The organism is Chitinophaga sp. HK235 (genome assembly GCF_018255755.1).
GTDB lineage: Bacteria > Bacteroidota > Bacteroidia > Chitinophagales > Chitinophagaceae > Chitinophaga.
In genome coordinates this window covers 1,344,436-1,368,911 of sequence record NZ_CP073766.1, presented here as the reverse complement: position 1 = coordinate 1,368,911, position 24,476 = coordinate 1,344,436, and the positions used below count along the sequence as shown (strand labels likewise).

Here is a 24,476-nt window from a genome sequence, read left to right as displayed (position 1 = left end):
CAATTCTGTTACCCAGGGTACGCCTAACAGCACAGTAGATATCCATTATTGATAGCATCGAGAACGGTGGAGGGGCATGAAAACCTTGCAGGTAGTGCCTACAAGGCTTCATATTTTTACGTGGAGTTTATTTAAATTGTGTTTTAAACACTTATACTGATGAGTATTGTAGCTATTCCTTTCGCGGTATCTCTTGAGAAGGTGAAAAATGTTTTCGGATCAAAAGACCCGCAACTACTTGAGAATATCAAGACAGCCAATTTATATAAGCACTATGCGGACCCTGATTTTGGTAATCCTCAATACAAATATGATATGGATGAGATGTTGGAAGATATTATTTTCAACTACGATCCATCTAAAAAGGGAAAGAGTTCAAGAGGTTTTTTGGGGATGTTCCAATCACGGCAATACTCGGGACTGAAACCCAGGATGGGATACGCCTATGGCTATACACTGCTGGTGATCTGTGATTATCTAGGCACTCATCTGATGCGTGGTTCCGACGGCTTTTATGCCGGCCGCGATTGGAATACGGCCTGTGATATACTAAGGAAAAACGGACTGAAAACAGATATAGACCAGATCTTCGGCTCCCACTCAGTATTTGATATTCCACCAATCGATGATTTTCCCTGCATCAATTGTTTTTCAGTAGAAGAGATCGTGGATATCCATGTGGTCAGCAAAACGATTGAGATTGACGAAGAGGCTGCTGATAATATAGATTTTGATGAAGTACAGTTTACGCTGAAATCCATTCACGAATGCACCAAAACCTGTTTGGATGCCGGACTGGATCTGATAACTTTTGCACATTGATGAAATAGAATTTTCCTATCTTCCTACATGCCAATGGCGATAAAAATTTCCCATGGTAATTTCAAAAACCGTTGTTACCTACTACACTGAGCTATTATTGGAGGCAGCTTCTTGTTGTGGGAAGCTGTGACATTCTTCCCCTACTCCTCTGCATACCGCTCTGTAATTATCTCCCCAAATTCATTGTACTCATAAAAATAACGGCCAACAAACTCACCGGCTGCGGTAAATTCTATTTCTTCTTTTATCAATCCTTCTTCATTGTAAATAAAGACCATTCTTCTGCTTGTTATCATGAAGTTACCGGGGTCACCTTTTTCTTCTATACACTGGTTAAGCTCATTGTAGGTATAGGTGGTGATATCTGTTTTTTTATGAATGCCCCAGATCCATTTTTCCTGTATCATATTCCCGCTGTCATCGTATACCCGTTCACGTATATAATTCAGCGAACCGTCCGGCAGATAAAGGCCGAATGTAACCTCGCGGCCCTGTTCATCATAGGCGGTGGTTTGCCGGCGATCGCGGCCTATGAACTCCGTTTGCTGGCGGGCCTCATTGTAAGTAGCGGTTTCCTGATAATTCAGGCTGCCATCAGGGTGGTGGTAGTTCCATTCGATGATGCAGTTGAGCTCATTGAACTGCCAGCTCCACCATTGATCGACAGTACCATCGGGATGATAGTTGATTCTTTCCAGGAACTTGCCTCGGTCGTTGTAAGACGTTGTTTCCCTGGCACTCACGATGCCATTGTTGTATTCGAAAACAGAACCTTCATTGATGCGGGGTATCATACGCTTTATAGACGGGGGTTACAGATCGGGGTTTAATTTTGCATATTTGTGCTCGTTCCAGTATTGTCCGTTTTTATAAATAGACTGTCGGGCAATCCCTTCTTTTTCATAACCGTTTTTTTCCAATGCTCTCATGGAGGCAGGGTTGTACTCAAATATCCCGGTGAATATCCGTTTGAGCTGTAAGGATTTAAAACCATAATCGGTTATCAATGTTATTGCCTGGGTGATAATTTGTTTACCCCAGAATTCCTGCCCTATCCAGTAGCCGATTTCCGCATTCCGGCGATAAACATCTTCCTGCGGCATGAGGGTGATAACGCCTGCCAGCTTACCATTGTATTCTATCGCAAAGTTGTAGCAGGGGTCTTCATCCTTTACCAGATTAATAAAAAAATCTGCGTCTTCCAGAGAATAAGGATGAGGAAACCTGTCACGCAGGTTGTTCCATATCAGTTTGTTATTGGCCATCCTGGCCAGTTCGGTGTTATCTGTTGCTGTTAACTTCCTTAATTTAGTCTCATTCATTTGAAAAGGCGATCTGTTCCGCTAATATAATGAATTTGTCACGACAGCTATCCGGCTTTGCCTAAAAAGGGTTTGAGCAGGTCTATGGGTACAGGGAAGATGGTGGTAGAGTTTTTCTCTGTAGAAATTTCCCGGAGTGTCTGCAGATAACGAAGCGTAAGCGCACTGGGTTGTTCGCTCAGCACTTTGGCGGCATCGGACAGCCGTTGGGATGCCTGGAACTCACCTTCCGCCGCTATGATTTTGGAACGGCGTTCTCTTTCAGCTTCCGCCTGTTTGGCCATGGCACGTTGCATTTCCTGTGGAAGGTCTATCTGCTTTACTTCTACATTAGATACCTTGATACCCCAGGGCTCTGTATTTTTATCTATGATCTGCTGTAGTTTCAGGTTGATCTTTTCCCTTTGTGAAAGCAGATCGTCGAGATCTGACTGCCCCAGTACACTACGCAGGGTAGTCTGTGAAAGCTGGGAAGTGGCCACCAGGTGGTTTTCCACTTCAACAACGGCTTTGTTGGGTTGTATCACGCGGAAGTATACCACTGCATTGACTTTAACAGATACGTTGTCCTGAGTGATGATATCCTGGGAGGGCACATCCATCACCACTGTCCGCAGGCTGATCTTCACCATCTTATCAATAATAGGGATCAGCAGTATCAGACCCGGTCCCCGCACACCATCGGGCGGTACCAGCCGTCCAAGACGAAATACAACACCACGCTCATATTCACGCAGAATACGGATTGCATTGGCCAGCAGGATGACCACAAAAAGGACGATTACGATCATCCACACAGAATAAGTTGTTACCATAGCTTTGCTGTTTTATGGTGAGGTAATAAGATGTCCTACCAGTAGTTTGAGATTGTTCACCGCTATGATCCGTATCTTTTCGCCACGATTTATCAGTCCTTCCACTGATTCTGCCTTCCATATTTCCCCGCGTACAAACACATTGCCGGAGGGGTTCAGCATATCCAGAGCTTCCCCTGTTTGACCTACCATACCTTCAACTCCTGTAGCAGGCTTTGCCCGCTGCGCCCTTAATCCGGCGCCTATTACAAACAGGAAAAACAGGGTGGTGACGGTCACCGCAGCAATGATCACACTGATAGAAATCCTGACGGATTCCAGCGTGTTGTCTGAGCGTATCAGCATGATAGAGCCCAGCAACAGGGAAACGATACCACCGATCGTAAGCATACCGTGACTCATGATTTTCAGGTCCAGTACAAATAGGATGATGGCAAATATGATCAGCGCCAGACCGGCATAATTGATAGGCAGGGCCTGTAATGAGTAGAAGGCGATAATAAGCGCGATCACTCCTACGATGCCAGGCAGTATGGCGCCGGGGTTGTACAGCTCAAATAATATTCCATAGAACCCCAGCAACAGCATTACATAAGCCACGTTGGGGTCGGTGAGTGCAGCCAGTAATTTTTCCAGCATGCCCATCTCCAGCGTTTGTGTTTGCGCCTGTCTGGTATGCAGCACTTTTACACCATCCGCCGTGGTAATGCTTTTGCCGTCAATACGGTTCAGCAGGTCCTGTTGGTTGTCAGCCACCAGATCTATTACTTTTTTATCCAGCGCTTCCGTTTCTGTGATAGCCAGACTTTTTCGTACAGACTCTTCCGCCCATTGCAGGTTCCGGCTCCGTTTGGTAGCAATGGACCGGATGAACGCTGCAGCATCGTTGGTGGCTTTTTCACTCATTATGGAGTCCATTTGGCCTTGCAGTGTTACAGGGTGAGCTGCCCCGATATTGGTTCCCGGAGCCATCGCGGCTATATGGGCGGCCATGGTCACAAAAACACCGGCAGAACCGGCATGTGCTCCACTGGGCGCAACGTATACCACAATGGGCACCGGCGCTTCCAGCATATCCCGCACAATACTTCGGGTAGACTCCAGCAGCCCGCCCGGCGTATTCAGATAGATAACAAGGCAGGTGGCCTTTTCAGCATTGGCTTTGCTGATACTGTGATGGATAAAATCAGCAGATACAGGATTGATACTACCGTCAACTTTTATGATAAAAACCTTCTGGGCCGTAAGTATTGACGGGATCAGGAGTAAGAAGATGAGATGGATGACAAGCTGCTTCATAAAAGAAATGTATCACCCGGATGAAGCGGAATAGATTACTGCTAAGGTACGCAATTTCCTTGCAATGGAGGGCTGGGGCTGCTTGCCGGCTGATTAAAAGACAAGGCTTTTGTAGAGAGCCTTGTCTTGTTATGTTAACGATGGCAACGGGCAATCACTTGTTCAGCGGCGCTGTTACCGTGGTAAAATGCTTCTTCAAAAATTGAGATACCGCTTAAGTCTGAATGAGCCAGGAAAATATTCGGAAATCCACTCTGACGTGCAGCCTGCCGTTCGTGGCTGCTGAGGAAACCCGGATAGGGACGGACCATACCATGTCCCCATACCTGTACATCTATCCGGCGAATGAGTTGATGAATGCCCCGGTGTGCCTGTTCAAGGTCGTCAGTAATCAGTTTCACCCAATGGGCATGATCCAGCGCCAGCGCATATTGACGGGAGGCGACAGGCTCCAGATGATCCAGCGGAAGGTACCAGGTGATGACCTGTTTGTCCGGGGCTATCTGTGAAAGTGTCTGCTGTTGCGCATTTACATAACCCAAAGATCTTCCCTTATATACCACATTATCCCAACAGAGCGGATACCCGCTGGAGGCAGGGATCTGGTCGAGTGTGATATTGGCCACTAACCAGGGCGAATATACGAAACCGCCCGCCGCAGGCATGGCTGGCAGTAAACGATGTGTTACAAACTGAGGGGTGGCCAGGATACAATGGTCTGCGATGATGCGGTGCGTGGTCTGGCTTTTTACATCGAAATAGTCCACCTGCACCTTTTCGCCGGCAGGAGTTACCTGGTATACCAGGCAGCCGGTTTGCAGCGCGTCTTTGCTGAACTGCAGCAGATGTTGCGTCAGCCGGCCGTTGCCCTGTGGCCAGGTCAATACCTGTGAAGATTCTGCATTGGAGGCCTTTCCCTTACGCCCGGCGAAATAATGAATACCGGCCCAGGCGCTGATGGCGGCGGTACCTGCGCCATAATCATCACGGCAACAATAGTCGAGATACCAGTTTAGTTCTTCCGAATGATAGCCGTTCTGCTCCATCCAGGTTTTCATGCTGATATGATCGAGGGCTGTAAACTGCGGGTCTGTAGAACTATCGGCCATCGGGATATCAAAGGCGAAACGCTGATCGGCGCCCTTTATCCCGCGTAGGCGGTCCATCTCTGAGAGGAAGCGCTGGATTTCGGAGGATGCTGAAGCAGAGATACCCAGTTGAGGTACCAGTCCTTCCTGCCATCTATCGTGAATGTATAAACGTTCTTCCGGGTCAAAACAAAGGTCGGTCTCTTTGTATACCGGCAAGCCGGCATCATTATAACCGGTAAGGATACCCGCTTCCTGCAAAAGTTCCAGCAGTGGTTGGTTGCTGAGGTTGGGCAAAGGCAGATAATGGGCTCCGAGCGGGTAGGCGGAATAGGCATTTTCGCCAAAGCCAGCGTTGCCGCCGGGGCGGGGCTCCAGTTCCAGTACCTTGAAAGAAATACCCTGCTGGTGCAGCTTACGGGCGGCAGCAAGGCCTGCCACGCCGCTGCCGGTAATTACTGTATTCGTATATTCGACAACGTTGGGTGTTGAAAATCCTCCGGACCGCAAACGATGTCCTATAGCAGCCGATGCGCCGTTGATCCTGCCTGTGATGTGGGCGTATTTGTCTGTTTTATTCCTGCATGCAACATATTGCCCCACGGTGATGGTGCCGCCGGCGATCAATGCCATGTAGCGCAGGAAGTCTTTTCTGGTAAGTGTTTTATTCCTGGTATTTTCCCCATTCATCTTCAAAATATTGCACCAATACCTGGTTGTTTAATTGATTGGGGCGCACAGCCCTTTTATCCATATCGGCTGTAAACAACCGCATCTGCGGGAATACAGCGGCTGCGAAATAACGAAGCCCTTCCGGCAGTTTATCCTGCTGTTGATGCAGCACTGTCGGAGAAGCCATTACATAGCCCCACTCCCCGAAAGAAGGCACATAAGTATGATAGGGGACCGTGTGGTATCCACAGTATTGGAGGGTGGTGTCTACGCACCAGAAGGCCCTGGGGGCTACAAAAGGTGAGGTGGACTGTACCACAATAACGCTGCTGTCGCTCAGGGAATGACGCAGCTGCCGGTAAAAGGCGGTGGTATACAGCTTTCCAACGGCATAGTTGCCAGGATCCGGAAAATCAATGATGGCGATGTCGTAAAGGGTTTTATTTTCCTTGATCCATTGAAAGGCATCTGCATTGATGACCGATAGTTTGGGCGACTGCAGGGAATGATCGTTCAGTTTCGTCAGGAGGGTGTTTTCCCGGAAAAGCCGGGTCATAGCGGGGTCCAGATCTACCAGGGTGATATGTTCCACATCCGGATATTTGAGCAGTTCCCTGGCCGCCACACCATCGCCTCCACCCAGAATGAGTACCCGGCGGCGGTTACCGCTGTACATCATCACCGGATGTACCAGTGCTTCATGATAACGGTATTCATCAGCGGAGCTGAACTGCAGATTCCCATTGAGGTACAGCCGGAGATCGGATTTACTCCTGGTTAATACAATCCGCTGATAAGGGGAGGAGTGCGTGAATATCACCGGGTCGCGGAAAGCCATCCCTTCTGAAAAAGTCATGATATCATTGGCCCAGAAGAAGATGCCGACCAGAAACAGGATCACGGCCACGGCCTTTATCTTCAGGTAAGCTGCCCATTTGATCTCCTGTTTGAACTTTACCAGTACTATCATGGCTACCAATACGTTCAGGATACCGAAAAAGCAGGAGGTCCTGATGAGGCCGAGGTAGGGCACGAGGAGCAGCGGAAATACAATAGAGGCCAGCAATGCGCCGATATAGTCAAAGGTAAATACCCTGGAAACCAGGTCACGGAATTCATACCGGTTTTTCAGGATATTCATCAGCAGCGGCAGCTCGAGCCCTACCAGTATGCCGGTAAGCCCTACCAGCAGATACAGTATCAGCCGGAAAGACAGGGCATGTTCGAACAGGAGGAACAGGGCTGCAGAGCTGATACCGCCCACCAATCCTACCAGGATTTCGAGCTGGATAAACCAGCTTAACAGTTCCTTTTTAAAAAAACGCGATAGCCAGGCGCCAATGCCCATGGCAAACAGATACGCGCCAATGATGGTAGAAAACTGTGTCACAGAATCGCCCAACAGATAACTCGCCAGCGTGCCGGCTACCAGTTCGTAGATCAGCCCGCAGGTAGCAATGATAAACACAGAAAAAAGCAACAGTACTTCCACGCTTCCCTACAATTTTAACTATGAATCGCTGAGCTGATAATCAGCCCCATGGCGATAATGAAAGCACCAACCACTATGGCCAGCGCAATATTTTTGTTCTGTACAATTTCCTTCCAGGCGTTCTCCGGGGTGATACGGTCTACCAGCCAGAAGGCGATAACCAGGATCACTACTCCCAGTAACGAATAAACGATAGATGCAAGGATATACTTGAATTGTAATGCTTCCATAAGATATAGTGTTATTTATGATAAAAACGATTTACGCCTCCGTGTGAGCTGCCGGAGCGGCTTTTGCCGGGTTCCCATTTTTCTGTGCTGGTACAGTTACAGATACGGTAGCCGTAATAGTTGCTCAGTAGCAGTACAGTGAGGAAGAAAGTGAACAGGCAGATCAGTAATTTGTCTGTCCGCCATAGTTTTGCAATTGTTTTTAAAATTAATTCCATCGGTTACGATAATTAGTCACATTACTTCCGGCCCAGCGTTTGGCTTCAAAAGACCGGTGTAGCAGCCAGATGCCAATGGCTACCAAGGCCATCGTCATGGATACCACTACTGCATTCCACCAGGAGGGCACATCCCACCATACGGTAAGGCCCAGGCTTACAGGCGGACCGTTGGTGTCTTTGCTGAATGTTGTCACAAAATGGTAACTGCCTGAAGGGACGCTGCAAACAAATTCCTTTTGTGTGTGCGACCCTTCGCTCCAGCGTTCTCCTTCTGATACGCCGCTGTAATATTCTGCTCCGACCACAAAGGCTGTTTCTTTGCCGGTCTGTTCATTTACAAGGTTGACCTCCACTTCACACCAGCTGTTATCTACGTCTGTTTCCAGCTGTACTTCCATGTTGGAAGTGCCGCCTTCCAGTTTAAAAGAAGGAGAGACAATGGGCTTATTGATGTTGGTCGTATCCATAAACATCCTTTCATTGAAAACCGGTAGCTGTTTACGGCTGAAAGAATAAACGGTTTGGATGATCAGGGCCAGGATACAGAATACCAGGGTGCCTATCAGAAAGCGTCTGGGGTTGATCGTGATCCATGAAGGCTGGGCAGGTGCCACTCCTTCGCGCGGGGGCATGGCCTTTCCGTTCAGGAATGCTTTACTGACTGCTGATGGTAAAATATATTCTCCTCCGAAAACATCCTTTCCGGCAGGGTCGGATGGATCGACTTCCACTGCCAGCAGCCGTGGAGGGCAAATGTACTCTACACATTCCACGCCTTTACGCAGATTGGCATGCCAGTGAAATTCCCCACTGGCATAATTGTATTTGGCTTTATACCGGCTGAAACGCTCAAAAAATACCGAGTCCCAGGTCATGCCTTCCTGTGTAGGCGTAAAGGTGGCTTTGGGCAACGCGCTGCCGGATACTGGCTCCAGCAGGAGCCAGTGCCCATCATAAGTCGATAAAAAGGCTACTTCATGATCGCCTTCCCGCATAAGCGTGTATTCGAACCAGTAATAGGCTGTATTGAGTTCATACCGTTCGGCCACTGCAATCACGGTATAGTGTTTGTCTTTCAAAACCCCTTTTGCACCCAGTGGCAGCAAAGGCTTGCCTTTGGGCTTGTTCAGGCTGTAGGGAGAATGAATGGCCTTAGACCCTGCTTCAATCACGGCATAACAATTTCCGCAAACGTACATCGCCGTTTTTTCAGCATCGAATACGGAATGCGATTGCTGGCAGGAAGGGCATTTTAATACAGGTGGGATAATAGCACTCATTAAAACTTGTAAAATCTATCTTCTGATACAATGGGATTCATGACGCGTTGTCTCAAAGAAACGCTGTAATTCCTCCATGATGGCTGTTGTAATAGCATCGTTGTTCTTACGGAAATTAGACAGAAACACATCACAGGTACACAGTCCATATTCCGGCCATGTATGGATAGAAATATGAGATTCGGTGAGGCAATGTACAGCGGTATATCCTCCAAGGGGGAAGTCGTGCACACAATTACCTACTTCCGTCAGCGCATGCTGTTTTATCTGATGTTGAATGAATGCTCTCCAGTGGCTGCTTTCGTGCAATAGGTCGATTCTTTGGGTATACAATGTTGCTAACAAATGCAATCCCGGTTGGTACTCCATATAGGCTACATAAAAATTTCCGGCAGGAAAAGTAATACTATAAATTGGAATATCCTTGGGTGGAGGCTGAAAACTTCGTGCGTAGCCTGTTTTAAAGCATTGCATGAAAACTTTAACAACAGTTTTTATTAACCGGTTCCCATTCAAAAGCTGATTCCCGCTGTTTTATATATCCGAGGCCGGGCCAGGGCATATGATATGCCATGGTCATTTTTCCGCTGGTAGCCTGTGCTGCCAGCGTGTTACGTCTTGTAGTGACTGCCTGGTGGAAGTTGATATCGTACTGCATGCCCCATTCGGGATGCTGCAGCAAAATTCCTGAATGAAGGAGGTCGGCCGTATGCAGGAGGGATATGCCTCCTGAATGGATGTCTACCATCACATGACCGGGTGTATGTCCAGGCGCCGGTATCAGCCGGATACAGTCGAATAATATTTCATCTTCTTTTACCAGCTGCAGCTGCGGTGTTGCCGTCGTCAGTATTTCCCTGACACGGTTTACCAGGGCAGCGGTAATAGCAGGTTGATTATGCAGCGGGCTTGCTGAAAAGTCGGGCTGTCCTGACATCCAGAAATTGTATTCTGTTTTTGTCATATAGACGTGAGCGTTAGGAAAGACCATTGTACCATTGGCGCGCAACAAGCCACCGATATGATCGGTATGGGCGTGGGTGATGAGAATGTCGGTGATGTCTTCAGGTTGAAAACCGGCGGCGGCGAGGCTTTGGGGCAGCAGTCCGGCTGTGGGCTCTTCCTGGCCCAGACCGCAGTCGATTAAAATTAGCCGGTCTTTTTTTCGAAGAAGAAGTATGTTGATGTCGAGATGGACATGAGTAGGAGACAGGGAGTGTTCCAGTAGCAGCTGTTGTACCTGTTCGGAGGGTGCGTAGGGACCGAGTATGGGATGGGCGGGTGCCATTACCTGATGGCCGTCGCTGAGGAGGAAGAGTTCCATGTCGCCTGGTGGAAACAGCTGATAAGATAAGTATTGCATGGTGTTATATTTTATGTGGATGCAAACATATCCTTATTTCATACTTTTGTATAATTGAAAGATTTAACCTGATACTTTAATAAAACTCAAGTATGATTACAGACCTGCTTGACCTGGACCTGCTCCGTACTTTTGTGCTGGCAGTAGATCTGGGGAGTTTTGCAAAAGCGGCAGACCAGGTATCCCGTTCGCAATCGGCCGTGAGTTTACAGATGCAGCGGCTGGAGGAGATCGTTGGCCGGCAGCTGATTGTAAAACAGGGGCGTAGCTGGCAGCTAACGGCCAGTGGCGATCTGCTGCTGGGCTATGCCAGGCAGCTACTGGAAATAAACGATCAGGCTATACAGGCGTTGTCGGGGAAGCAGATCTCAGGCCCTGTCAGGCTGGGGATGCTAACGGATTTTTCGGAGGCGGGCCTGCCGGAAGTACTGGCGCGCTTCGCGGAGCTGCATCCGCAGGTACAGATAGAAGTGACGATCGACAAGCAGGTAGTACTGCAACAAAAACTCCAGTCCGGTAAACTGGATGTGGTAGTGGGCTTTGGTACACAGGCCCCCGAAGGGGCTATTAGTATAGGAAATGTGCCGCTTCGTTGGATTGGTGGGCATAACAGATCTATTGCACAACAATCTCCTTTACCCTTATTATTGTTTGAACCGCCCTGTCTGTTCAGGGCTGCGGGCCTTGCTGCTTTGGAGCAGGCGGGCCGGCCCTGGCGTCCTGTGCTCACTGCCAGTAGTGTGGCGGGTATGTGGGCAGCTGCCCGTGCAGGGCTGGGCGTCACTGTCCGCACCGAAATAGGGTTGCCGCCAGACTGTAAACCACTGCCCGCATCAAGCCGGCTGCCTGCATTACCGGAAATAACTGTTTACCTCCTGATACATCGGAAAAAACCTTCCGCAGCGGTAATCCGTTTAACGGAAATTTTGCAGGACACCCTGGCGGCATTGCTGAAAACGCCCGGCCGTCAAACAAAAAAGATGAGATAACAAATCAGACTAACACCTGTTTATTGCGCCTCGATCCTCAATTCTGGTTCATGCGTTACCGGAAAGTTACAGGACCTGGCGATAAAGCAGTATTGGTGGGCTTCCTCATGCAGCGCCAAGGCACTCCCGGCCAGCGTCGGATCAGCGATGGTAACAATGGGTTTCAGGATTACCTGTCTAAACTGCCCGCTTCCTTCCGCCGTTTCGGTCATTACTCCTTCTGCATGGTCAATATAAGATGTAACAACAATGCCTGCTACTGCGCAGAGATGCAGATACCAGAGCATATGACAGGAAGAAAGAGAGGCTACCAGCAACTCTTCAGGATTGTATCGTGTTTTGTCTCCTCTGAAAGAAGGGTCTGAAGAGCCAGGGATGACAGGCTTCCCGGCCGCCTGTATCGTATGATTCCGTCCGTAGGCCGCATAAGCGGAAGTGCCTGTGCCCTCGTTACCGGTCCATTCAACGGTCGTATGGTAATGATGCTGCCGCATATTTTTTTAGACAAAAATACGAACTGTTCTTTTTCGGATCTCGTAAAAAAAAGACGCATTGCAAAGTTAATGCAGTAACACTTTTTAATTTCATTTTAATGAGAGCCTTATAAAAGAATCTGTCGCTGAAAAAATCAATAGCCAAAATCTACGAATAGCTACCAAAATCTGTCAACCTGCTTCAGACTTTTTGTAACATTTAAGCGTTTACCCAAACCCTCTAAATCCTGACAACAAATGAAAATCACAATTAAACAGGCTGCAAGCCTTTCATTGTTGGTTGCCTTTCTCTCTGTAGTAGCATACTCCTGCAAAAGAGATAATGACCAAACCGTTGTTAAAGAAGAACAACAAGGTCTTCCTGATGCGGTGAAAAGCCAGATCGCTAGTCTGGGATACGATACCCGGAATGTTAGAACTGTCGAAGGCGGTTATGTAGTAGAAGGTGATATCTTTCTGACTCACGAATCTTTAAATTACAAGAGCACTTCACCAGTTTTACGTGTTGCTAATTCTGAGCAATACAGAACTACTTGTTTGATTACGCCATTGCCCAAAACCATTACTGTTTCTGTAACTGGTCTGCCTGCAGTTTATAGTACTGCTACAGATATCGCCATTGCCCGTTACAATGCACTGGGCCTGCGGCTGAAATTCCAACGTGTAAGCAGCGGTGGTCAGGTGGATATCAGATATGCCAGCCTGGGTGCCGGTGTACTGGGTCAATCCGCCGGATTCCCTAACTGCAGCACCGGAAATCCTCCGAGCCCGATTAAACTCAACTCTGATGCCAATGCACTGGGTAGCAACCCTAACCAGAATTATCTGGCTACCGTTATTGCTCATGAAATCGGCCACACTATCGGTTTCAGACATACCGACTACTTCAACCGCGCCTATAGCTGCGGTATCGGCGGTAATGAAGGATCTGCCGGTGTTGGCGCTATCAATATCCCAGGTACTCCTACAGCTGCAGATCCTAACAGCTGGATGCTGGCTTGTATCGGCAATGGTGTAAACCGTCCGTTCAATGCTAATGATATTATAGCACTGAGATACTTGTATCAATAATATCAGGAGAATGCAGGCATGATAGGGTAACTGTCATGTATACACGGCATTTCATCAGTTACAGTATAATAATGGGGCTTCTCATTAGTAGTACTGGCATGGCTGATCATAACAGTGATGCCAGTACGAAATAAGCAACAAACCCGCTTTTATAAGCGGGTTTGTTGTTTTATGGCAGGAACAGGGAGCGCATGCTGGCAGAAATAAAAATGACACATTGCAAGTTTAATACAGCGATACTGTTTAATTTCATTATTACGAGAGTCCTTATAAAATTATCTGCAGTCGCAAATCAAGAGCCCAAATCAACGAATAGCAACCCAAATCTGTCAACCTGCTTCGTATTTTTTGTGACATCTAAGTTTTACCTAAATCTTCTAAACCCTGACAACAAATGAAAATTACTATTAAACAGGCTGCAAGCCTTTCATTGTTGATTGCCTTTCTCTGCGTAGTTGCATATTCCTGCAAAAGAGATAATGACCAGACTGTTAAAGAATCACAACAAAGTCTTCCGGATGCGGTAAAGAACCAGATCGCCAGTCTGGGATATGATACCCGGAATATTAGAACTGTCGATGGCGGTTATGTAGTAGAAGGCGATATCTTCCTGTCTCATCAATCATTAAACCACAAGAGCAATTCACCTGTTTTACGTGTTGCTAATTCCGAGCAGTACCAGACTAGTTGCCTGATTACCGGATTACCACGGACGATTACGGTTTCTGTAACTGGTTTGCCTCTTGGTTATGATACTGCTACTGATGTTGCTATTGCCCGTTACAATGCATTGGGCCTGCGGATTAATTTCGTACGCGTAAGCAGCGGTGGTATGGTGGATATCCAGTATGCCAGCCTGGGTGCGGGAGCATTGGGTCAATCTGCCGGATTCCCTGATTGCAGTACCGGGAATCCTCCGAGCCCAATTAAACTCAATTCTGATGCTAATGCGCTGGGCAGCAGCCCTGACCGGAACTATCTGGCTACTGTTATTGCGCATGAAATCGGCCACACCATCGGTTTCAGACATACTGACTACTTTAACCGCGCCTATAGCTGCGGTGGTTTTCCTTACAACGAAGGACAAGCCGGTGTTGGCGCAATTAATATCCCCGGTACTCCTATAGCGGCTGATCCTAATAGCTGGATGCTGTCCTGTATCGGTAATGGCGTGAACCGTCCGTTCAATGCTAACGATATTATAGCGCTGAGATATTTGTATCAATAATATAGCAGCGTACAGGTATGATAGATGGTAACTGTTATGTATAAACGAAATATCACCAGTCACAGATAAATAAAAGGACTGCTCTTTAAAACAACAAACCCGCTTATGAAGCGGGTTTGTTGTTTTAAAGAGATGCTTATAGGCGTTGTAACGCTACTATTAATACGCTGTAGCAATAGTAGTTGCCTTCCAGGCTTCCAGATCTTCTTTTACAGCATCTATTTTTCCATATGCCAGCTGATAGGCATCTTCTCCCAGGAACAGGTTCAGGGGCGGTTGTGCGGCTTCGCTGGCCTGAATAAATGCTGCAGCTGCTTTGGCCGGGTCACCTGCCTGGTTGTGATGAATTTCAAACTGGTGCTGTGCCTGTATTTTCCTCACTTCTTCATAAGCTGCGATCGGCTGCGCAGGCACTGCCAGAGAGCCGGATGACAGGAATTCGGTACGGAAATAACCGGGTGCAACGATGGTCACGTGTACGCCGAAGGGTTTTACTTCTGCAGCCAGTGACTCGGAAAGACCGTTCACGGCGAATTTGGTGCCGGTGTAAATACCGAAGCCGGGGAAATTGCCAAAGAAACCAGCGATGGAAGACACATTGAAGATGTGCCCTGACTTTTGTTCGCGGAAGTAAGGCATTACTTTCCGGATCACATTGAGTGTACCGAAAACATTGATTTCAAAACTGGCCCTGGCTTCAGCATCTGTTGTTTCTTCCAGCGTGCCTACCTGGCCATAGCCGGCATTGTTTACTACCACATCGATACGGCCAAAGCGGGATACTGTGTCAGCCAGTGCCTTGGCGACATTGGCTTCATCACCCAGCTGAACAGTGAGGGGAAGGAAGTTATTGTCATCGCTTATTTTACGGAGTTCTTCAGCGTTGCGGGAGGTGGCGGCCACCTGATAACCTGCAGCCAGCAGTTTTTCTACCAGTACACGGCCCAGTCCTTTGGAGGCGCCTGTTACAAACCATACTTTTTTGTTGCTCATAAGATTTCCATTTTTACGAGAACAAAATTAGGGGCCTGACACACACGGGCTATTACGCGAAACAAACCAATCATTGCAAAAATCAAACAGTCCTGAAAACGGTCGGGGTCATATTGGTATGTTTTTTAAAGAAGTTGTTGAAATGGGAGGGCTCTTCAAATCCCAGGCTGTAGCTGATTTCAGCCACATTCCAGTTGGTATGCCTCAGCAAGGCTTTGGCTTCGGAAGCGATACGCTCGGAGATATGGGTGGTGGTAGTTTTACCGGTAGTATCTCTTACGGCACGGTTGAGATGGTTGACATGTACCGATAGTTCTGCTGCGAAATCGCTGGCAGAGCGTAAGCGGAACTGTTGCATAGGTGTTTCGATAGGAAACTGCCGTTCCAGCAGTTCGGTAAAAACCGCCGTGATGCGTGATTTGGCATCGTGATGCTGATACAGTTTCTCTGAGGGCTCCATTTTTAAGGCGATATGTACCAGTTCCATCAGATAGTTACGCAGCAGATCATATTTATAACGGTAATCACTGTTGATTTCAACCAGCATTTTATTGAAAAGCGCTGTCGCCTGGGCTACCAGGGCACGGTCAAGATTGTAGGAAGGCATGCCGGCGGCGGTAAACATAGGCAGGTCCCGCAGCGGATGCCGGCCTATGTCCGTTAAAAAGGATTCCCGGAAGATGCAGAAAAAACCGCTTTTGTCGTCTGATAGTCCTTCCCAGGCGTAAGGCACCTGTGGGTTAAAGAACATCAGCGTGTTCCCTTCGGTGACAATAGTCCTGTCTGCATAGTGATAAAGGTTTTTACCCCGTATCAGGCTTATTTTATAGAAGTCACGGCGGCTATAGGACATGGTAGGTCGTCCGTTGACCATACAGTTCTCCATACTGAATACATTGAAATGGCCGATGTCCTGCTGCAGGTTGCCGGGCACCGGGATCATTTTCTGCCGGTAAAAGTCGGTAAGTGATTCTGTTTTAGGCATGTTCACAAGTTACGAAAATCAAACAAAAGTCATCTTCAAAAAATCGGTACATTTACTCATCAATATCATAAAATACAGCACCATCATGTATAAAATCCTCCGTAGTGCGGTAGAAAAACATATCCATCTCACGGATGAAGAATTTGAGATCTTCAGCGCTCCCTTTTATCAAAAGACCGTAAAGAAAAAGGAGTTGCTGCTGAGGGCCGGTGAGATCTGCAAATTTGAAGGGTTCGTCAACAAAGGCTGCTTCCGGGTTTATTATCAGGATGACAACGGTGACGAAAGCATTCTCTATTTTGCAGCAGAAGGCTGGTGGGTGACGGATATCGACAGTTTTACCAACCAGGTGCCCGCGATCCTGTCTATCGAGGCATTGGAAGACTCGGAAGTGTTATTGATCACCTATCCCTATAAACAGGCTTTATATGAAGAGCTGCCGAAAGTGGAGAAGCTGTTCAGGATCATGACACAGAAAACCCATGTGGCCCTGCAGCGCCGTATGATCTCCAACCTCAGCAAAACAGCTGATCAGCGTTACCTGGAGTTTGTGGAAAGTTACCCCGACCTGGAACAGCGGCTTTCCCAGCAACAGGTGGCTTCCTACCTGGGCATTACCCATGAATTCCTGAGCAAAATCAGGCGCAAACTGGCGCATAAAGGCTGATGCCCCGATTTTGAACTAGTTCAACTTTTAAGGATTTTTCCCGCACTAGATTTGTTCCATCAAAAACAATCATGATGGAAACAAAGTTAATATACGTTATGGACCCGCTCTGTGGTTGGTGCTACGGGAGCGCTGATAATCTCCTTAAACTGACACAACAGTATGCCGGCCGCCTTGCGGTGGAAATAATTCCCGCAGGCATGTGGGCTGGTGTCAACGTGCGGACACAGTCACGCGCTATGGCCCAGTATTTTATCCGGCACGACCGGCAAATTGAAGCCCTCACCGGCACCGCATTTGGTACCGATTATTTCGCCTTTCTTGGAAAAGAGGTCGTCCTTGATAGTGAAGTCCCCTCACGGGCCATTATGGCGGTTCAACAGCTGGCTCCCGAAAAGGCAGTAGTTTTTATGGTAAAGGTGCAGCAGGCCCGTTATCAGCATGGAAAAGACCTCAACGATACACAAGTATACCTCAATATCTGTCAGGAGCTTGGAATAGATACCGGTGTTTTTCAGGAACGTTTTACTTCGGCATCACTGCAAGTGCTTACCCTGCATGCGTTTGAAAAGGCTACGTCTTATGCATCCGCATATCCTTCGCTGTTTATCGAACACAATGGACGCCGTATACTACTGGAACAGGGCTATGCTTCCTATGCAGAGCTGGATGAAAGCGTAGCTTCTATTGTAAACTGACGAAATCATCAAAACATGAAAAAGTTATTGTTCATCTTATTAAGCATGACGGTCATGACTACTCAGGCACAGGAATTAAAATCACTGGGCACATCGCCACTGGAGCTGACCTACTACAACGCGCCGGAGTCTTCTATGAGAGTGACATCTGTATTAGTCAGCGGTAAAAAGGATGCCGTGCTGGTAGATGCCCAGTTTACATTGCCAGACGCAGAAAAGGTGGCGCAGGCCATTAAAGCTTCAGGTAAACAATTGAAGGCAATCTTTATCAGCTATGGAGATCCGGATTTTTATTTCGGATTGGAAGTCTTCAAAAAATATTATCCGCAGGTAACGGTATACGCTACCGGGCCGGTGATCGATCATATCCAGCAAACGGCCCAGGGTAAACTGGATGTATGGGGACCGCAACTCAAAGAAGCTGCGCCACATAATGTTGTACTGCCGCAACTGTTAAAAGACAGTGTGTTGAAGCTGGAAGGCCAGTCGCTGGAAGTGATGAATGCCGGCAAGGAACGGTCTTTTATATGGATACCAGCTATCAAAGCGGTCATCGGTGGTGGTAGCGTGTTTGGAGATAACCTCCATCTGTGGATGGCAGATGATGCTACTCCTGCCAAACGTGGAGAATGGCTGGCAGCACTGGACCGTATTCAGGCGCTTTCCCCGAAATGGGTGATCCCGGCTCACTTTGCCAGTGGGGCGCATCTTGACTTAAGATCTGTTGAGCACACCCGGGACTATATCCGGAAATATGCTGAACTACTCCATAAGCATACTACTTCAACGGCACTGATCAATGCGTTAAAAGCAAAATATCCCACACTCCTGGGCGGCGTAAGCCTGGAATTGGGTGCTAAAGTCAACACTGGCGAAATGCAATGGGGTGCCCCTCCGGATGAAACAGCTCAAAACCTGGCCGTGGTAAAAGGCACCTATGAAGGAGGCAGTACGGCAAAGAATGCTGAAAACCTCGCCAATGCGCTGACCAACAAAACTGAATGGACGGAAGCGGCCGGATTCCCTTATGGAGGCACTTATATCGGTAAAGACAATATTCTGAAACAGGTATTCGCAAGGATCACGGCAGACTGGGACGACTATAAAATTACAATAGATCATTACATTGCTACGGGAGATGAGGTAGTGGCTTTCGGTACATATTCCGGTACTAACAGGAAAACCGGCAAGTCCTTCAAGGCCCGTGTGGCCCATCATTATGAGCTGAAGAACAGAAAGATTATCCGGTTTGAACAGTTTGTGGACAGCCAGCAGGTAATGGATGTTATGAAATAAATGATGTGGAAGTCCGCCCCGGAGGCGGACTTCCGCTTTTTTATCCGGCAACCCTTGCCATAGCTTTTTGCGGCAGTTGCAGGTCACCGCCCTGGTTTTGAAGATTAAATTTGAATGCAGTGATTTGCCAGATAGCAGCGTTCTTTTCTAACGCTACTTCGTAGTTGCCTTCTACTATCCATTCCGCATCTGCAATCAGATGGCTGGCATGGCCGGTAAACCGGGCAGTGGCAGTATCTCCCTGTATAGTAATGTCGAAATCAGCAATATGATGCGCTGTTTTGTCAAACCCGGGCAGTAATTGTTTCCACATGCGGATGATCTCCTGCGGCTGTAGTACCAGTGGCTGTCCGCCTGCCATAGAGGTGTAGTCGTATATTACCTGGGGCGCAAAGGCTTTTTCTACCTGTTCCCAATCCCTTTTGTCTGCTCCGCCGAACACGGAATGTAATACCGATGTGATTTTTTCAGTTTCCATGATTGATAGTTTGTGGGTAATGCGGGCTGAAGTTATAAAATTTAATAACAGGCGTTGTTCCGTTTTGTACAATGTTAAAATCCTGCTACCGGTTAATATTGCATTTTTCGTAACTTTCATAGGATCACGCACTAATACCATCATGCATTACAAGGAAATTGAACCGGGAGCCAGACTAAAGCCGTATGTGAAATGTTATTACACGTATGAGTCGGATGCTGGGGCTGCATTTGAAGATACTGTTTTTCCCAGTGGCTGTATGGAGATGATCTTCAACCTGGGTGATGGTCTGTGGCAAACAGCCACGCAGGGAGATTTTGTAACCCATCCTGCTATAGAGTTATGGGGGCAGCTGCTGCGGCCGCTGCCGGTAAGGTCTGTAGGGAAACACAATATGCTGGGTGTCCGTTTTTTTCCGCATGCGGCAGCCTTTTTTCTGAATGATAAGGCAGATCTGTTTAATGACCGGGTTACCGACTATCGTCATATATGCGGCAGCTCAGCAGGACAGTTGCATAACCGGCTGCTGGAAACGGTTTCCTGGCAGCAAAGAATTGCGCTGGTGGAAGACTTCCTGTGGCAGCAGCTGCTGCGTGCACAAAGCCGTACCGGGAAAGTGACCATAGTAGGGCATGTTATGCAGGAGTTAAACCAACCCGGTTTTTTTGATAATATCGAAAATGTGGCGGCCCGTTATGGTATTACATCCAGGTATCTGCAGAAACTGTTTCTGCAATATACCGGCCTTACTCCGAAGCTGTACAGTAAAATACACCGTTTTCAAAACAGCCTTCAGCTGGTGATCAGGAAAGAAGACTCCCTGACGGCTATTGCCTACGACTGTGGCTACTTTGACCAGTCCCACTTCATCCGCGAATTTAAATCCTTTACCGGTTTTACCCCTTCCGGTTATTCTCCTGATCAGTCTCCTGTCACGCTCGCAACCGTCAATAGCTGAGCTGTTCCGTTTTATACAATTCCAGGGTTTGCTGTTGTTCTAGTTTTGTTGTGTCAATAACAACATTGCTCATTTTAATGGAAAGATGATGTCTTCAACGTTGAATGTATTTAAAGAACTGCATCAAACAGATAAGCTGTTTATTTTGCCCAATGCCTGGGATGCCAGGAGTGCACAGCTTTTTCAGGAAAAGGGTTTTTCTGCTGTGGCCACTTCCAGTGCAGCCGTGGCCGGTAGTCTGGGTTATGAAGATGGTGAACAGATGCCTTTTGATGATTATCTCTTTGTGGTCAGAAGGATACTGGCCGCTGTCAGTATTCCTTTGTCGGTAGACCTGGAAATGGGCTACGGGACTACTGTTGAAGAGATTTATAAGAATATCAGACAGCTTGCGGACCTGGGCGTAGCAGCAGGCGCTGATGGCATCTTTCTGCCCTGCATCAGTGCTGTAGAGGATATCGCGGACGCAGTTGCGCAAACCCGTTTACCGCTGAATGTGATGTGTGTTCCAGGGCTGCCTGGTTTTGAGGAACTCAGCGAGCTGGGCGTGAAACGGGTGAGTATGGGCCCTTTTTTATTCAATAAGGTATATGACCATATCGGGACGCTTTCCCATGCGATCACCGTTGCAGATGGTTTTGCACCACTTTTTTCCTGATCCTTTCATTTATTTTCATTCTCATAAAAAATCAATCATATGAACTTACCCAGAAGAGCAGAAGATGTGCATGCGGCACTGGCTGCAGCCTTTAATACGCGGGATATGTCCAATATTCTCCGTGTCTATGATTTTAACGGTGTTATTGTTCCTGAGCCAGGGAAGCCGGTTTCCGGCAGAGAGAATTTTGAGGAGGCTGTCCGGGGAATTTTGTCCATAGAAGGAACGATGGAGATCAGAACGGTATACTGTCTTCAGGCAGGTGATGTGGCAGTAGGGCGTTCTGAATGGAACATCACCAATGACAACGAAGTGAAAATAAGTGCCAAAGGTATTGAAGTGATGAAGCAGCAGGCAGATGGCACCTGGAAGATTATCATAGACCATGCTTTCGGGGCGCTGGAAAATATGCTGGCATAAGTTTCATATGCGCAGTTAATATTCGAAAGCCCCGGGTGAATAGCGTCTGATGGTTAGTTTCGTTCACGCGGTGTGTCTGCAGGGAAAATCACGTAAAAGCGGGATTTTATGTCTGGTTGTTTTATTATACATTGTTAGTATTTCTAATCATTCAAACCTGTAAGTTATGAAAAAGAAACCCGCAGCCAGGTTGAAACTGGCTAAAATCAAGATTGTTGCCCTCGGTCAGACTGTTGTGATGGAAGATCATAACCGTACCCTGCCGATTACACAACACAAAACCTGTCCTCCGACCAATTGGGTGTGTTAGTACTGTAGGCAACCTATTCATAAGAGATGGCAACCGGCGTATGGGATATTCCATACGCCGGTTGTTTTTTTGATGCTGGCACTTCGTACATCTTTGGCCGTTATATAAGGTTACTTCTTCGTAAATTGCTCCCCGTAACCCATATATACAGTCAAATGAAGAATTATTTTGAAAGCCCTTTCCGGGGGAAATTATTATCGGAGCAGGTTACCAATCCTAATATTATTGTCGGTGAATACAGTTATTATTCCGGTTATTACCACGGACATTCCTTTGATGACTGCGCCCGTTACCTGCCTCCTGATCGTAACGATGTAGATAAACTGATTATCGGTAGTTATTGTTCTATCGGCAGCGGAGCTGCTTTTATCATGTGTGGCAATCAGGGCCACCGGCACGACTGGATTTCCAGTTTTCCTTTCTTTTATATGCAGGAAGAACCGGCTTTTCATGGAAGTATCAATGCTTATGAAGGAGCAGGAGATACCGTGGTAGGTAATGATGTGTGGATTGGTGCTGAAGCGATGATCATGCCGGGTGTGAAAATAGGCCATGGTGCTGTAATTGGGAGTAGGGCGCTTGTTACAAAAGAGGTAGCTCCTTATACAATAGTGGGCGGTAACCCAGCCAAAGAAATTCGTAAACGTTTTCCGGAAGAGGAGATACAACTGCTCCTGGAAATGGAATGGTGGAATTGGCCTAAATCGTTGCTGGAACAGGCTATGCCGCTGCTGTGCGATGGTAATGTTAAAGCACTGTATGATTTTTTCCAGAAGCATCGTCCCTGAAAAAAAACTATAAAATTCCTGTATAGTCATGAAAAGAACTGCATGGTTTGACCGGGTGTTTCCGGTTATCACAGACAATGGAATAATGCCTTCCATTATTGAGCGCCTGAGTGGTACACCTGCCAGGGTAGAAGAAATGACCCGTGGCCTGGAAGAAAGTCTATTGGTCCGTAAAGCGGATGGACAGTGGTCTGTTAAAGAAGAGGTGGGCCATCTGTCGGATATGGAACCACTCTGGCTGGGACGTTTTGATGATTTTGTAAAAGGCCTGCCGGAGTTAAGTGCGGCAGACCTTACCAATCAGCGGACACATAATGCCAATCATAATGCTGTCAGCCTGACTGAGTTATTACAACGGTTCCGGGAACAAAGGGCTTTGATGGTGGCCAGGCTGTGGCAGCTGGAAGAAACGCAGCTGGAGAAAACAGCCTTGCATCCGCGTTTAAAAACACCGATGCGTATTATTGACCTGGCTTATTTTGTGGCTGAACATGATGACCACCATCTGGCCGGTATCCGCGAAAAGATGCTGTAATATCAGCCCAGCATGGCTTTTACGGTATCAGCCGTAAATGTCAGCTTAAGCTCCATCTCATCGTCATAATACTCACCGGTAGGTGTAAAGCCCAGTCGTTGATAAAAGGAGAGGGGACTGCCTTCGCCTTCGCCACAGCTGGTATACAGTTCAGAGATGCCGCGTCCGGCGAGATTACGCAGTACCAGTCCGATGGCTTTGCTGCCATAGCCTTTGCCCTGATGGGGGCCTGCTATCATAAAGCGCCAGAGGAACATGTTGGGGAAATCGAGTCCGTCACTCCAGTCGGCACCGGTATGTAACATGATAAACCCTATAGGGGTATCATCGGCATAGATGGCCCTGAACCAGGCATCTTCTGAATAATGGGCTACAGCGATGGACTCACCGTTATCGGCTACCATACCACGTTGTACAGAACTAAGGGTTTTACTGAGATCGCAAATGTCTTCTACATTGTCTACAGTAATACGGCGGAGGGTTACTTCCGGGTTTAATTGATTCATGGGTTCTTTTAAATGCTACAGCCACTAAATTACGAAGTATTCCGGGAGCCGCATACAGCGTGGCTCCCGGAATATGAATTAAATTCCTTCGGCGGCTTTGCTGATAAAGCTGGCGATCTCTTTAGGGTGAGTAGCCAGGGAAGCGTGGCTGGCAGCCAGTGAGATGGTTTGGGCCTTCATACGGTCAGCCATAAAACGTTGTGTGTCGGGCGGTATCATCCGGTCGTTTTCAGATACCTGGTACCATACCGGAAAATTCTTCCAGCCGATAGTACTGGGCTTGTCTTCAAAACATCTGCCGGCTATGGGTTTCTGGGTAGCCGCCATCACAGTGGCATCGTCCGGTGAAGCATCCTGACAAAAACTCTCTCCGAATTTGTCCCGTTTGATCCATAGAAAACCATACTGGTCGGGGTAGATATTAGCTCCACCAGGCGCAGGCTGACCTCTTTGTAATAGTGCTGCCAGGTTTTCAGATTCATCAGGAGCAAAGGCGGCGATATACACCAATCCGGCTGTACCAGGTGCCTTTGCTGCTGCTTCAGTGATGATAGCACCACCATAGGAATGCCCTACCAGTAATGATTTACCTTCCAGCTGTCCGGCCATTCGGTGGACAGACTCTGCATCATCGGCCAGGGAGGTCAGCGGGCATTGAGGCGCCACTACCGTATAGCCCTGGGCGGTCAACAAGGGAATCACCTTGTTCCAATGCATACTTTCGCCCCAGGCACCATGTACCAGGACGATGTTTACTTTGTTTGCCATCTTGATAGCTTTTTATGGGTACAAAAACTG

General features: G+C 47.7%; 30 protein-coding genes. 13 read left to right on the top strand and 17 right to left on the bottom strand.

Features of this window, described 5'->3' with window-relative positions; translation table 11 throughout:
• Nucleotides 1–159 precede the first annotated feature (159 nt).
• Complete coding sequence (locus tag KD145_RS04185; protein ID WP_212004652.1) at nt 160–822, top strand: hypothetical protein; 663 nt, start codon at nt 160–162, stop codon at nt 820–822.
• A gap of 140 nt (nt 823–962) precedes the next feature.
• On the opposite strand, the gene KD145_RS04180 is transcribed toward KD145_RS04185, so the two are convergent.
• The 11 genes from KD145_RS04180 to KD145_RS04130 all read right to left on the bottom strand — a co-directional run bounded on the left by KD145_RS04180 (nt 963) and on the right by KD145_RS04130 (nt 10,604).
• Nucleotides 963–1,616, bottom strand: a complete 654-nt coding sequence (locus KD145_RS04180) for a hypothetical protein (protein WP_212004651.1) — start codon at nt 1,614–1,616, stop codon at nt 963–965.
• An 18-nt stretch (nt 1,617–1,634) separates the two neighbouring features.
• Nucleotides 1,635–2,144, bottom strand: a complete 510-nt coding sequence (locus tag KD145_RS04175; protein WP_212004650.1) for a GNAT family N-acetyltransferase — start codon at nt 2,142–2,144, stop codon at nt 1,635–1,637.
• A gap of 47 nt (nt 2,145–2,191) precedes the next feature.
• Nucleotides 2,192–2,959: a slipin family protein gene (locus KD145_RS04170; protein WP_212004649.1), complete on the bottom strand. Its 768-nt coding sequence runs from the start codon at nt 2,957–2,959 to the stop codon at nt 2,192–2,194.
• A gap of 12 nt (nt 2,960–2,971) precedes the next feature.
• Nucleotides 2,972–4,258: a nodulation protein NfeD gene (locus KD145_RS04165; protein WP_212004648.1), complete on the bottom strand. Its 1,287-nt coding sequence runs from the start codon at nt 4,256–4,258 to the stop codon at nt 2,972–2,974.
• A gap of 134 nt (nt 4,259–4,392) precedes the next feature.
• Nucleotides 4,393–6,036 carry an FAD-dependent oxidoreductase gene (locus KD145_RS04160; protein WP_212004647.1) on the bottom strand — a complete coding sequence of 548 codons (1,644 nt, stop codon included), beginning with the start codon at nt 6,034–6,036 and terminating at the stop codon, nt 4,393–4,395.
• Nucleotides 6,011–7,510: a polyamine aminopropyltransferase gene (locus KD145_RS04155; RefSeq protein WP_212004646.1), complete on the bottom strand. Its 1,500-nt coding sequence runs from the start codon at nt 7,508–7,510 to the stop codon at nt 6,011–6,013. Before KD145_RS04155 ends, KD145_RS04160 begins: the two co-directional genes overlap by 26 nt.
• A gap of 14 nt (nt 7,511–7,524) precedes the next feature.
• Nucleotides 7,525–7,740, bottom strand: a complete 216-nt coding sequence (locus KD145_RS04150) for a DUF350 domain-containing protein (protein ID WP_212004645.1) — start codon at nt 7,738–7,740, stop codon at nt 7,525–7,527.
• A gap of 11 nt (nt 7,741–7,751) precedes the next feature.
• Entirely contained in the window at nt 7,752–7,958 is a 207-nt protein-coding gene (locus KD145_RS04145) for a hypothetical protein (RefSeq protein WP_212004644.1), read from the bottom strand.
• The gene (locus KD145_RS04140; RefSeq protein WP_212004643.1) at nt 7,949–9,241 is read right to left on the bottom strand and encodes a DUF4178 domain-containing protein; all 1,293 of its coding nucleotides are present in this window, start codon (nt 9,239–9,241) and stop codon (nt 7,949–7,951) included. The genes KD145_RS04145 and KD145_RS04140 overlap by 10 nt, the downstream gene beginning before the upstream one ends.
• 15 nt (nt 9,242–9,256) lie before the next feature.
• Nucleotides 9,257–9,610: an S-adenosylmethionine decarboxylase family protein gene (locus tag KD145_RS04135; RefSeq protein ID WP_212004642.1), complete on the bottom strand. Its 354-nt coding sequence runs from the start codon at nt 9,608–9,610 to the stop codon at nt 9,257–9,259.
• A 112-nt stretch (nt 9,611–9,722) separates the two neighbouring features.
• Nucleotides 9,723–10,604, bottom strand: coding sequence for an MBL fold metallo-hydrolase (locus tag KD145_RS04130; protein WP_212004641.1), 882 nt, complete (start codon nt 10,602–10,604; stop codon nt 9,723–9,725).
• 92 nt (nt 10,605–10,696) lie between these two features.
• Between KD145_RS04130 and KD145_RS04125 the strand changes: the two genes are divergently transcribed.
• On the top strand, nt 10,697–11,593 hold the full coding sequence (locus tag KD145_RS04125; RefSeq protein WP_212004640.1) for a LysR substrate-binding domain-containing protein: 897 nt from the start codon (nt 10,697–10,699) through the stop codon (nt 11,591–11,593).
• Between the two features lie 20 nt (nt 11,594–11,613).
• On the opposite strand, the gene KD145_RS04120 is transcribed toward KD145_RS04125, so the two are convergent.
• Nucleotides 11,614–12,087, bottom strand: coding sequence for an OsmC family protein (locus tag KD145_RS04120; protein WP_212004639.1), 474 nt, complete (start codon nt 12,085–12,087; stop codon nt 11,614–11,616).
• Nucleotides 12,088–12,324: 237 nt separating this feature from the next.
• Between KD145_RS04120 and KD145_RS04115 the strand changes: the two genes are divergently transcribed.
• Entirely contained in the window at nt 12,325–13,158 is an 834-nt protein-coding gene (locus tag KD145_RS04115) for a M57 family metalloprotease (RefSeq protein WP_212004638.1), read from the top strand.
• A 394-nt stretch (nt 13,159–13,552) separates the two neighbouring features.
• Nucleotides 13,553–14,386, top strand: a complete 834-nt coding sequence (locus tag KD145_RS04110) for a M57 family metalloprotease (protein WP_212004637.1) — start codon at nt 13,553–13,555, stop codon at nt 14,384–14,386.
• A 159-nt stretch (nt 14,387–14,545) separates the two neighbouring features.
• Here KD145_RS04110 and KD145_RS04105 read toward each other — a convergent pair whose 3' ends face one another.
• Nucleotides 14,546–15,379 (bottom strand): oxidoreductase, encoded by an 834-nt coding sequence (locus KD145_RS04105; protein ID WP_212004636.1) that lies wholly within the window; start codon nt 15,377–15,379, stop codon nt 14,546–14,548.
• 82 nt (nt 15,380–15,461) lie between these two features.
• Nucleotides 15,462–16,364, bottom strand: coding sequence for an AraC family transcriptional regulator (locus tag KD145_RS04100; RefSeq protein ID WP_212004635.1), 903 nt, complete (start codon nt 16,362–16,364; stop codon nt 15,462–15,464).
• A gap of 85 nt (nt 16,365–16,449) precedes the next feature.
• Between KD145_RS04100 and KD145_RS04095 the strand changes: the two genes are divergently transcribed.
• The 3 genes from KD145_RS04095 (at nt 16,450) to KD145_RS04085 (ending at nt 19,025) form a co-directional block, all read left to right on the top strand.
• Nucleotides 16,450–17,031, top strand: a complete 582-nt coding sequence (locus KD145_RS04095; RefSeq protein WP_212004634.1) for a Crp/Fnr family transcriptional regulator — start codon at nt 16,450–16,452, stop codon at nt 17,029–17,031.
• 74 nt (nt 17,032–17,105) lie between these two features.
• The gene (locus tag KD145_RS04090) at nt 17,106–17,729 is read left to right on the top strand and encodes a DsbA family protein (RefSeq protein ID WP_212004633.1); all 624 of its coding nucleotides are present in this window, start codon (nt 17,106–17,108) and stop codon (nt 17,727–17,729) included.
• Between the two features lie 15 nt (nt 17,730–17,744).
• On the top strand, nt 17,745–19,025 hold the full coding sequence (locus KD145_RS04085) for a nuclear transport factor 2 family protein (protein ID WP_212004632.1): 1,281 nt from the start codon (nt 17,745–17,747) through the stop codon (nt 19,023–19,025).
• Nucleotides 19,026–19,065: 40 nt separating this feature from the next.
• Here the strand turns inward: KD145_RS04085 and KD145_RS04080 are convergent, their stop codons facing one another.
• A complete protein-coding gene (locus tag KD145_RS04080; RefSeq protein WP_212004631.1) occupies nt 19,066–19,503 on the bottom strand; it encodes a nuclear transport factor 2 family protein in 438 nt (145 codons plus the stop codon).
• Nucleotides 19,504–19,645: 142 nt separating this feature from the next.
• Here KD145_RS04080 and KD145_RS04075 point away from each other — a divergent pair, with 142 nt between their 5' ends.
• From KD145_RS04075 to KD145_RS04050, 6 genes are all read left to right on the top strand, one after another.
• The gene (locus KD145_RS04075) at nt 19,646–20,461 is read left to right on the top strand and encodes a helix-turn-helix transcriptional regulator (RefSeq protein WP_212004630.1); all 816 of its coding nucleotides are present in this window, start codon (nt 19,646–19,648) and stop codon (nt 20,459–20,461) included.
• A gap of 88 nt (nt 20,462–20,549) precedes the next feature.
• A complete protein-coding gene (locus tag KD145_RS04070) occupies nt 20,550–21,119 on the top strand; it encodes an isocitrate lyase/phosphoenolpyruvate mutase family protein (protein WP_212004629.1) in 570 nt (189 codons plus the stop codon).
• A 39-nt stretch (nt 21,120–21,158) separates the two neighbouring features.
• A complete protein-coding gene (locus KD145_RS04065; protein WP_212004628.1) occupies nt 21,159–21,539 on the top strand; it encodes an SgcJ/EcaC family oxidoreductase in 381 nt (126 codons plus the stop codon).
• Nucleotides 21,540–21,705: 166 nt separating this feature from the next.
• The gene (locus KD145_RS04060; protein ID WP_212004627.1) at nt 21,706–21,849 is read left to right on the top strand and encodes a hypothetical protein; all 144 of its coding nucleotides are present in this window, start codon (nt 21,706–21,708) and stop codon (nt 21,847–21,849) included.
• A gap of 155 nt (nt 21,850–22,004) precedes the next feature.
• A complete protein-coding gene (catB, locus tag KD145_RS04055; protein ID WP_212004626.1) occupies nt 22,005–22,637 on the top strand; it encodes a type B chloramphenicol O-acetyltransferase in 633 nt (210 codons plus the stop codon).
• A gap of 28 nt (nt 22,638–22,665) precedes the next feature.
• The gene (locus KD145_RS04050; protein ID WP_212004625.1) at nt 22,666–23,172 is read left to right on the top strand and encodes a DinB family protein; all 507 of its coding nucleotides are present in this window, start codon (nt 22,666–22,668) and stop codon (nt 23,170–23,172) included.
• A 2-nt stretch (nt 23,173–23,174) separates the two neighbouring features.
• On the opposite strand, the gene KD145_RS04045 is transcribed toward KD145_RS04050, so the two are convergent.
• Nucleotides 23,175–23,678 (bottom strand): GNAT family N-acetyltransferase, encoded by a 504-nt coding sequence (locus KD145_RS04045; RefSeq protein ID WP_212004624.1) that lies wholly within the window; start codon nt 23,676–23,678, stop codon nt 23,175–23,177.
• 78 nt (nt 23,679–23,756) lie between these two features.
• Nucleotides 23,757–24,446 (bottom strand): alpha/beta fold hydrolase, encoded by a 690-nt coding sequence (locus tag KD145_RS04040; RefSeq protein ID WP_212004623.1) that lies wholly within the window; start codon nt 24,444–24,446, stop codon nt 23,757–23,759.
• Between the last annotated feature and the right edge of the window lie 30 nt (nt 24,447–24,476).

What these genes read in the sequence shown, in the direction of transcription:
- KD145_RS04185 (WP_212004652.1), top strand. Translation starts at nt 160, where the DNA reads ATGAGTATTGTAGCTATTCCTTTCGCGGTATCTCTTGAGAAGGTGAAA.
- KD145_RS04180 (WP_212004651.1), bottom strand. Translation starts at nt 1,616, where the DNA reads ATGATACCCCGCATCAATGAAGGTTCTGTTTTCGAATACAACAATGGC.
- KD145_RS04175 (WP_212004650.1), bottom strand. Translation starts at nt 2,144, where the DNA reads ATGAATGAGACTAAATTAAGGAAGTTAACAGCAACAGATAACACCGAA.
- KD145_RS04170 (WP_212004649.1), bottom strand. Translation starts at nt 2,959, where the DNA reads ATGGTAACAACTTATTCTGTGTGGATGATCGTAATCGTCCTTTTTGTG.
- KD145_RS04165 (WP_212004648.1), bottom strand. Translation starts at nt 4,258, where the DNA reads ATGAAGCAGCTTGTCATCCATCTCATCTTCTTACTCCTGATCCCGTCA.
- KD145_RS04160 (WP_212004647.1), bottom strand. Translation starts at nt 6,036, where the DNA reads ATGAATGGGGAAAATACCAGGAATAAAACACTTACCAGAAAAGACTTC.
- KD145_RS04150 (WP_212004645.1), bottom strand. Translation starts at nt 7,740, where the DNA reads ATGGAAGCATTACAATTCAAGTATATCCTTGCATCTATCGTTTATTCG.
- KD145_RS04145 (WP_212004644.1), bottom strand. Translation starts at nt 7,958, where the DNA reads ATGGAATTAATTTTAAAAACAATTGCAAAACTATGGCGGACAGACAAA.
- KD145_RS04140 (WP_212004643.1), bottom strand. Translation starts at nt 9,241, where the DNA reads ATGAGTGCTATTATCCCACCTGTATTAAAATGCCCTTCCTGCCAGCAA.
- KD145_RS04135 (WP_212004642.1), bottom strand. Translation starts at nt 9,610, where the DNA reads ATGGAGTACCAACCGGGATTGCATTTGTTAGCAACATTGTATACCCAA.
- KD145_RS04130 (WP_212004641.1), bottom strand. Translation starts at nt 10,604, where the DNA reads ATGCAATACTTATCTTATCAGCTGTTTCCACCAGGCGACATGGAACTC.
- KD145_RS04125 (WP_212004640.1), top strand. Translation starts at nt 10,697, where the DNA reads ATGATTACAGACCTGCTTGACCTGGACCTGCTCCGTACTTTTGTGCTG.
- KD145_RS04120 (WP_212004639.1), bottom strand. Translation starts at nt 12,087, where the DNA reads ATGCGGCAGCATCATTACCATACGACCGTTGAATGGACCGGTAACGAG.
- KD145_RS04115 (WP_212004638.1), top strand. Translation starts at nt 12,325, where the DNA reads ATGAAAATCACAATTAAACAGGCTGCAAGCCTTTCATTGTTGGTTGCC.
- KD145_RS04110 (WP_212004637.1), top strand. Translation starts at nt 13,553, where the DNA reads ATGAAAATTACTATTAAACAGGCTGCAAGCCTTTCATTGTTGATTGCC.
- KD145_RS04105 (WP_212004636.1), bottom strand. Translation starts at nt 15,379, where the DNA reads ATGAGCAACAAAAAAGTATGGTTTGTAACAGGCGCCTCCAAAGGACTG.
- KD145_RS04100 (WP_212004635.1), bottom strand. Translation starts at nt 16,364, where the DNA reads ATGCCTAAAACAGAATCACTTACCGACTTTTACCGGCAGAAAATGATC.
- KD145_RS04095 (WP_212004634.1), top strand. Translation starts at nt 16,450, where the DNA reads ATGTATAAAATCCTCCGTAGTGCGGTAGAAAAACATATCCATCTCACG.
- KD145_RS04090 (WP_212004633.1), top strand. Translation starts at nt 17,106, where the DNA reads ATGGAAACAAAGTTAATATACGTTATGGACCCGCTCTGTGGTTGGTGC.
- KD145_RS04085 (WP_212004632.1), top strand. Translation starts at nt 17,745, where the DNA reads ATGAAAAAGTTATTGTTCATCTTATTAAGCATGACGGTCATGACTACT.
- KD145_RS04080 (WP_212004631.1), bottom strand. Translation starts at nt 19,503, where the DNA reads ATGGAAACTGAAAAAATCACATCGGTATTACATTCCGTGTTCGGCGGA.
- KD145_RS04075 (WP_212004630.1), top strand. Translation starts at nt 19,646, where the DNA reads ATGCATTACAAGGAAATTGAACCGGGAGCCAGACTAAAGCCGTATGTG.
- KD145_RS04070 (WP_212004629.1), top strand. Translation starts at nt 20,550, where the DNA reads ATGTCTTCAACGTTGAATGTATTTAAAGAACTGCATCAAACAGATAAG.
- KD145_RS04065 (WP_212004628.1), top strand. Translation starts at nt 21,159, where the DNA reads ATGAACTTACCCAGAAGAGCAGAAGATGTGCATGCGGCACTGGCTGCA.
- KD145_RS04060 (WP_212004627.1), top strand. Translation starts at nt 21,706, where the DNA reads ATGAAAAAGAAACCCGCAGCCAGGTTGAAACTGGCTAAAATCAAGATT.
- catB (WP_212004626.1), top strand. Translation starts at nt 22,005, where the DNA reads ATGAAGAATTATTTTGAAAGCCCTTTCCGGGGGAAATTATTATCGGAG.
- KD145_RS04050 (WP_212004625.1), top strand. Translation starts at nt 22,666, where the DNA reads ATGAAAAGAACTGCATGGTTTGACCGGGTGTTTCCGGTTATCACAGAC.
- KD145_RS04045 (WP_212004624.1), bottom strand. Translation starts at nt 23,678, where the DNA reads ATGAATCAATTAAACCCGGAAGTAACCCTCCGCCGTATTACTGTAGAC.
- KD145_RS04040 (WP_212004623.1), bottom strand. Translation starts at nt 24,446, where the DNA reads ATGGCAAACAAAGTAAACATCGTCCTGGTACATGGTGCCTGGGGCGAA.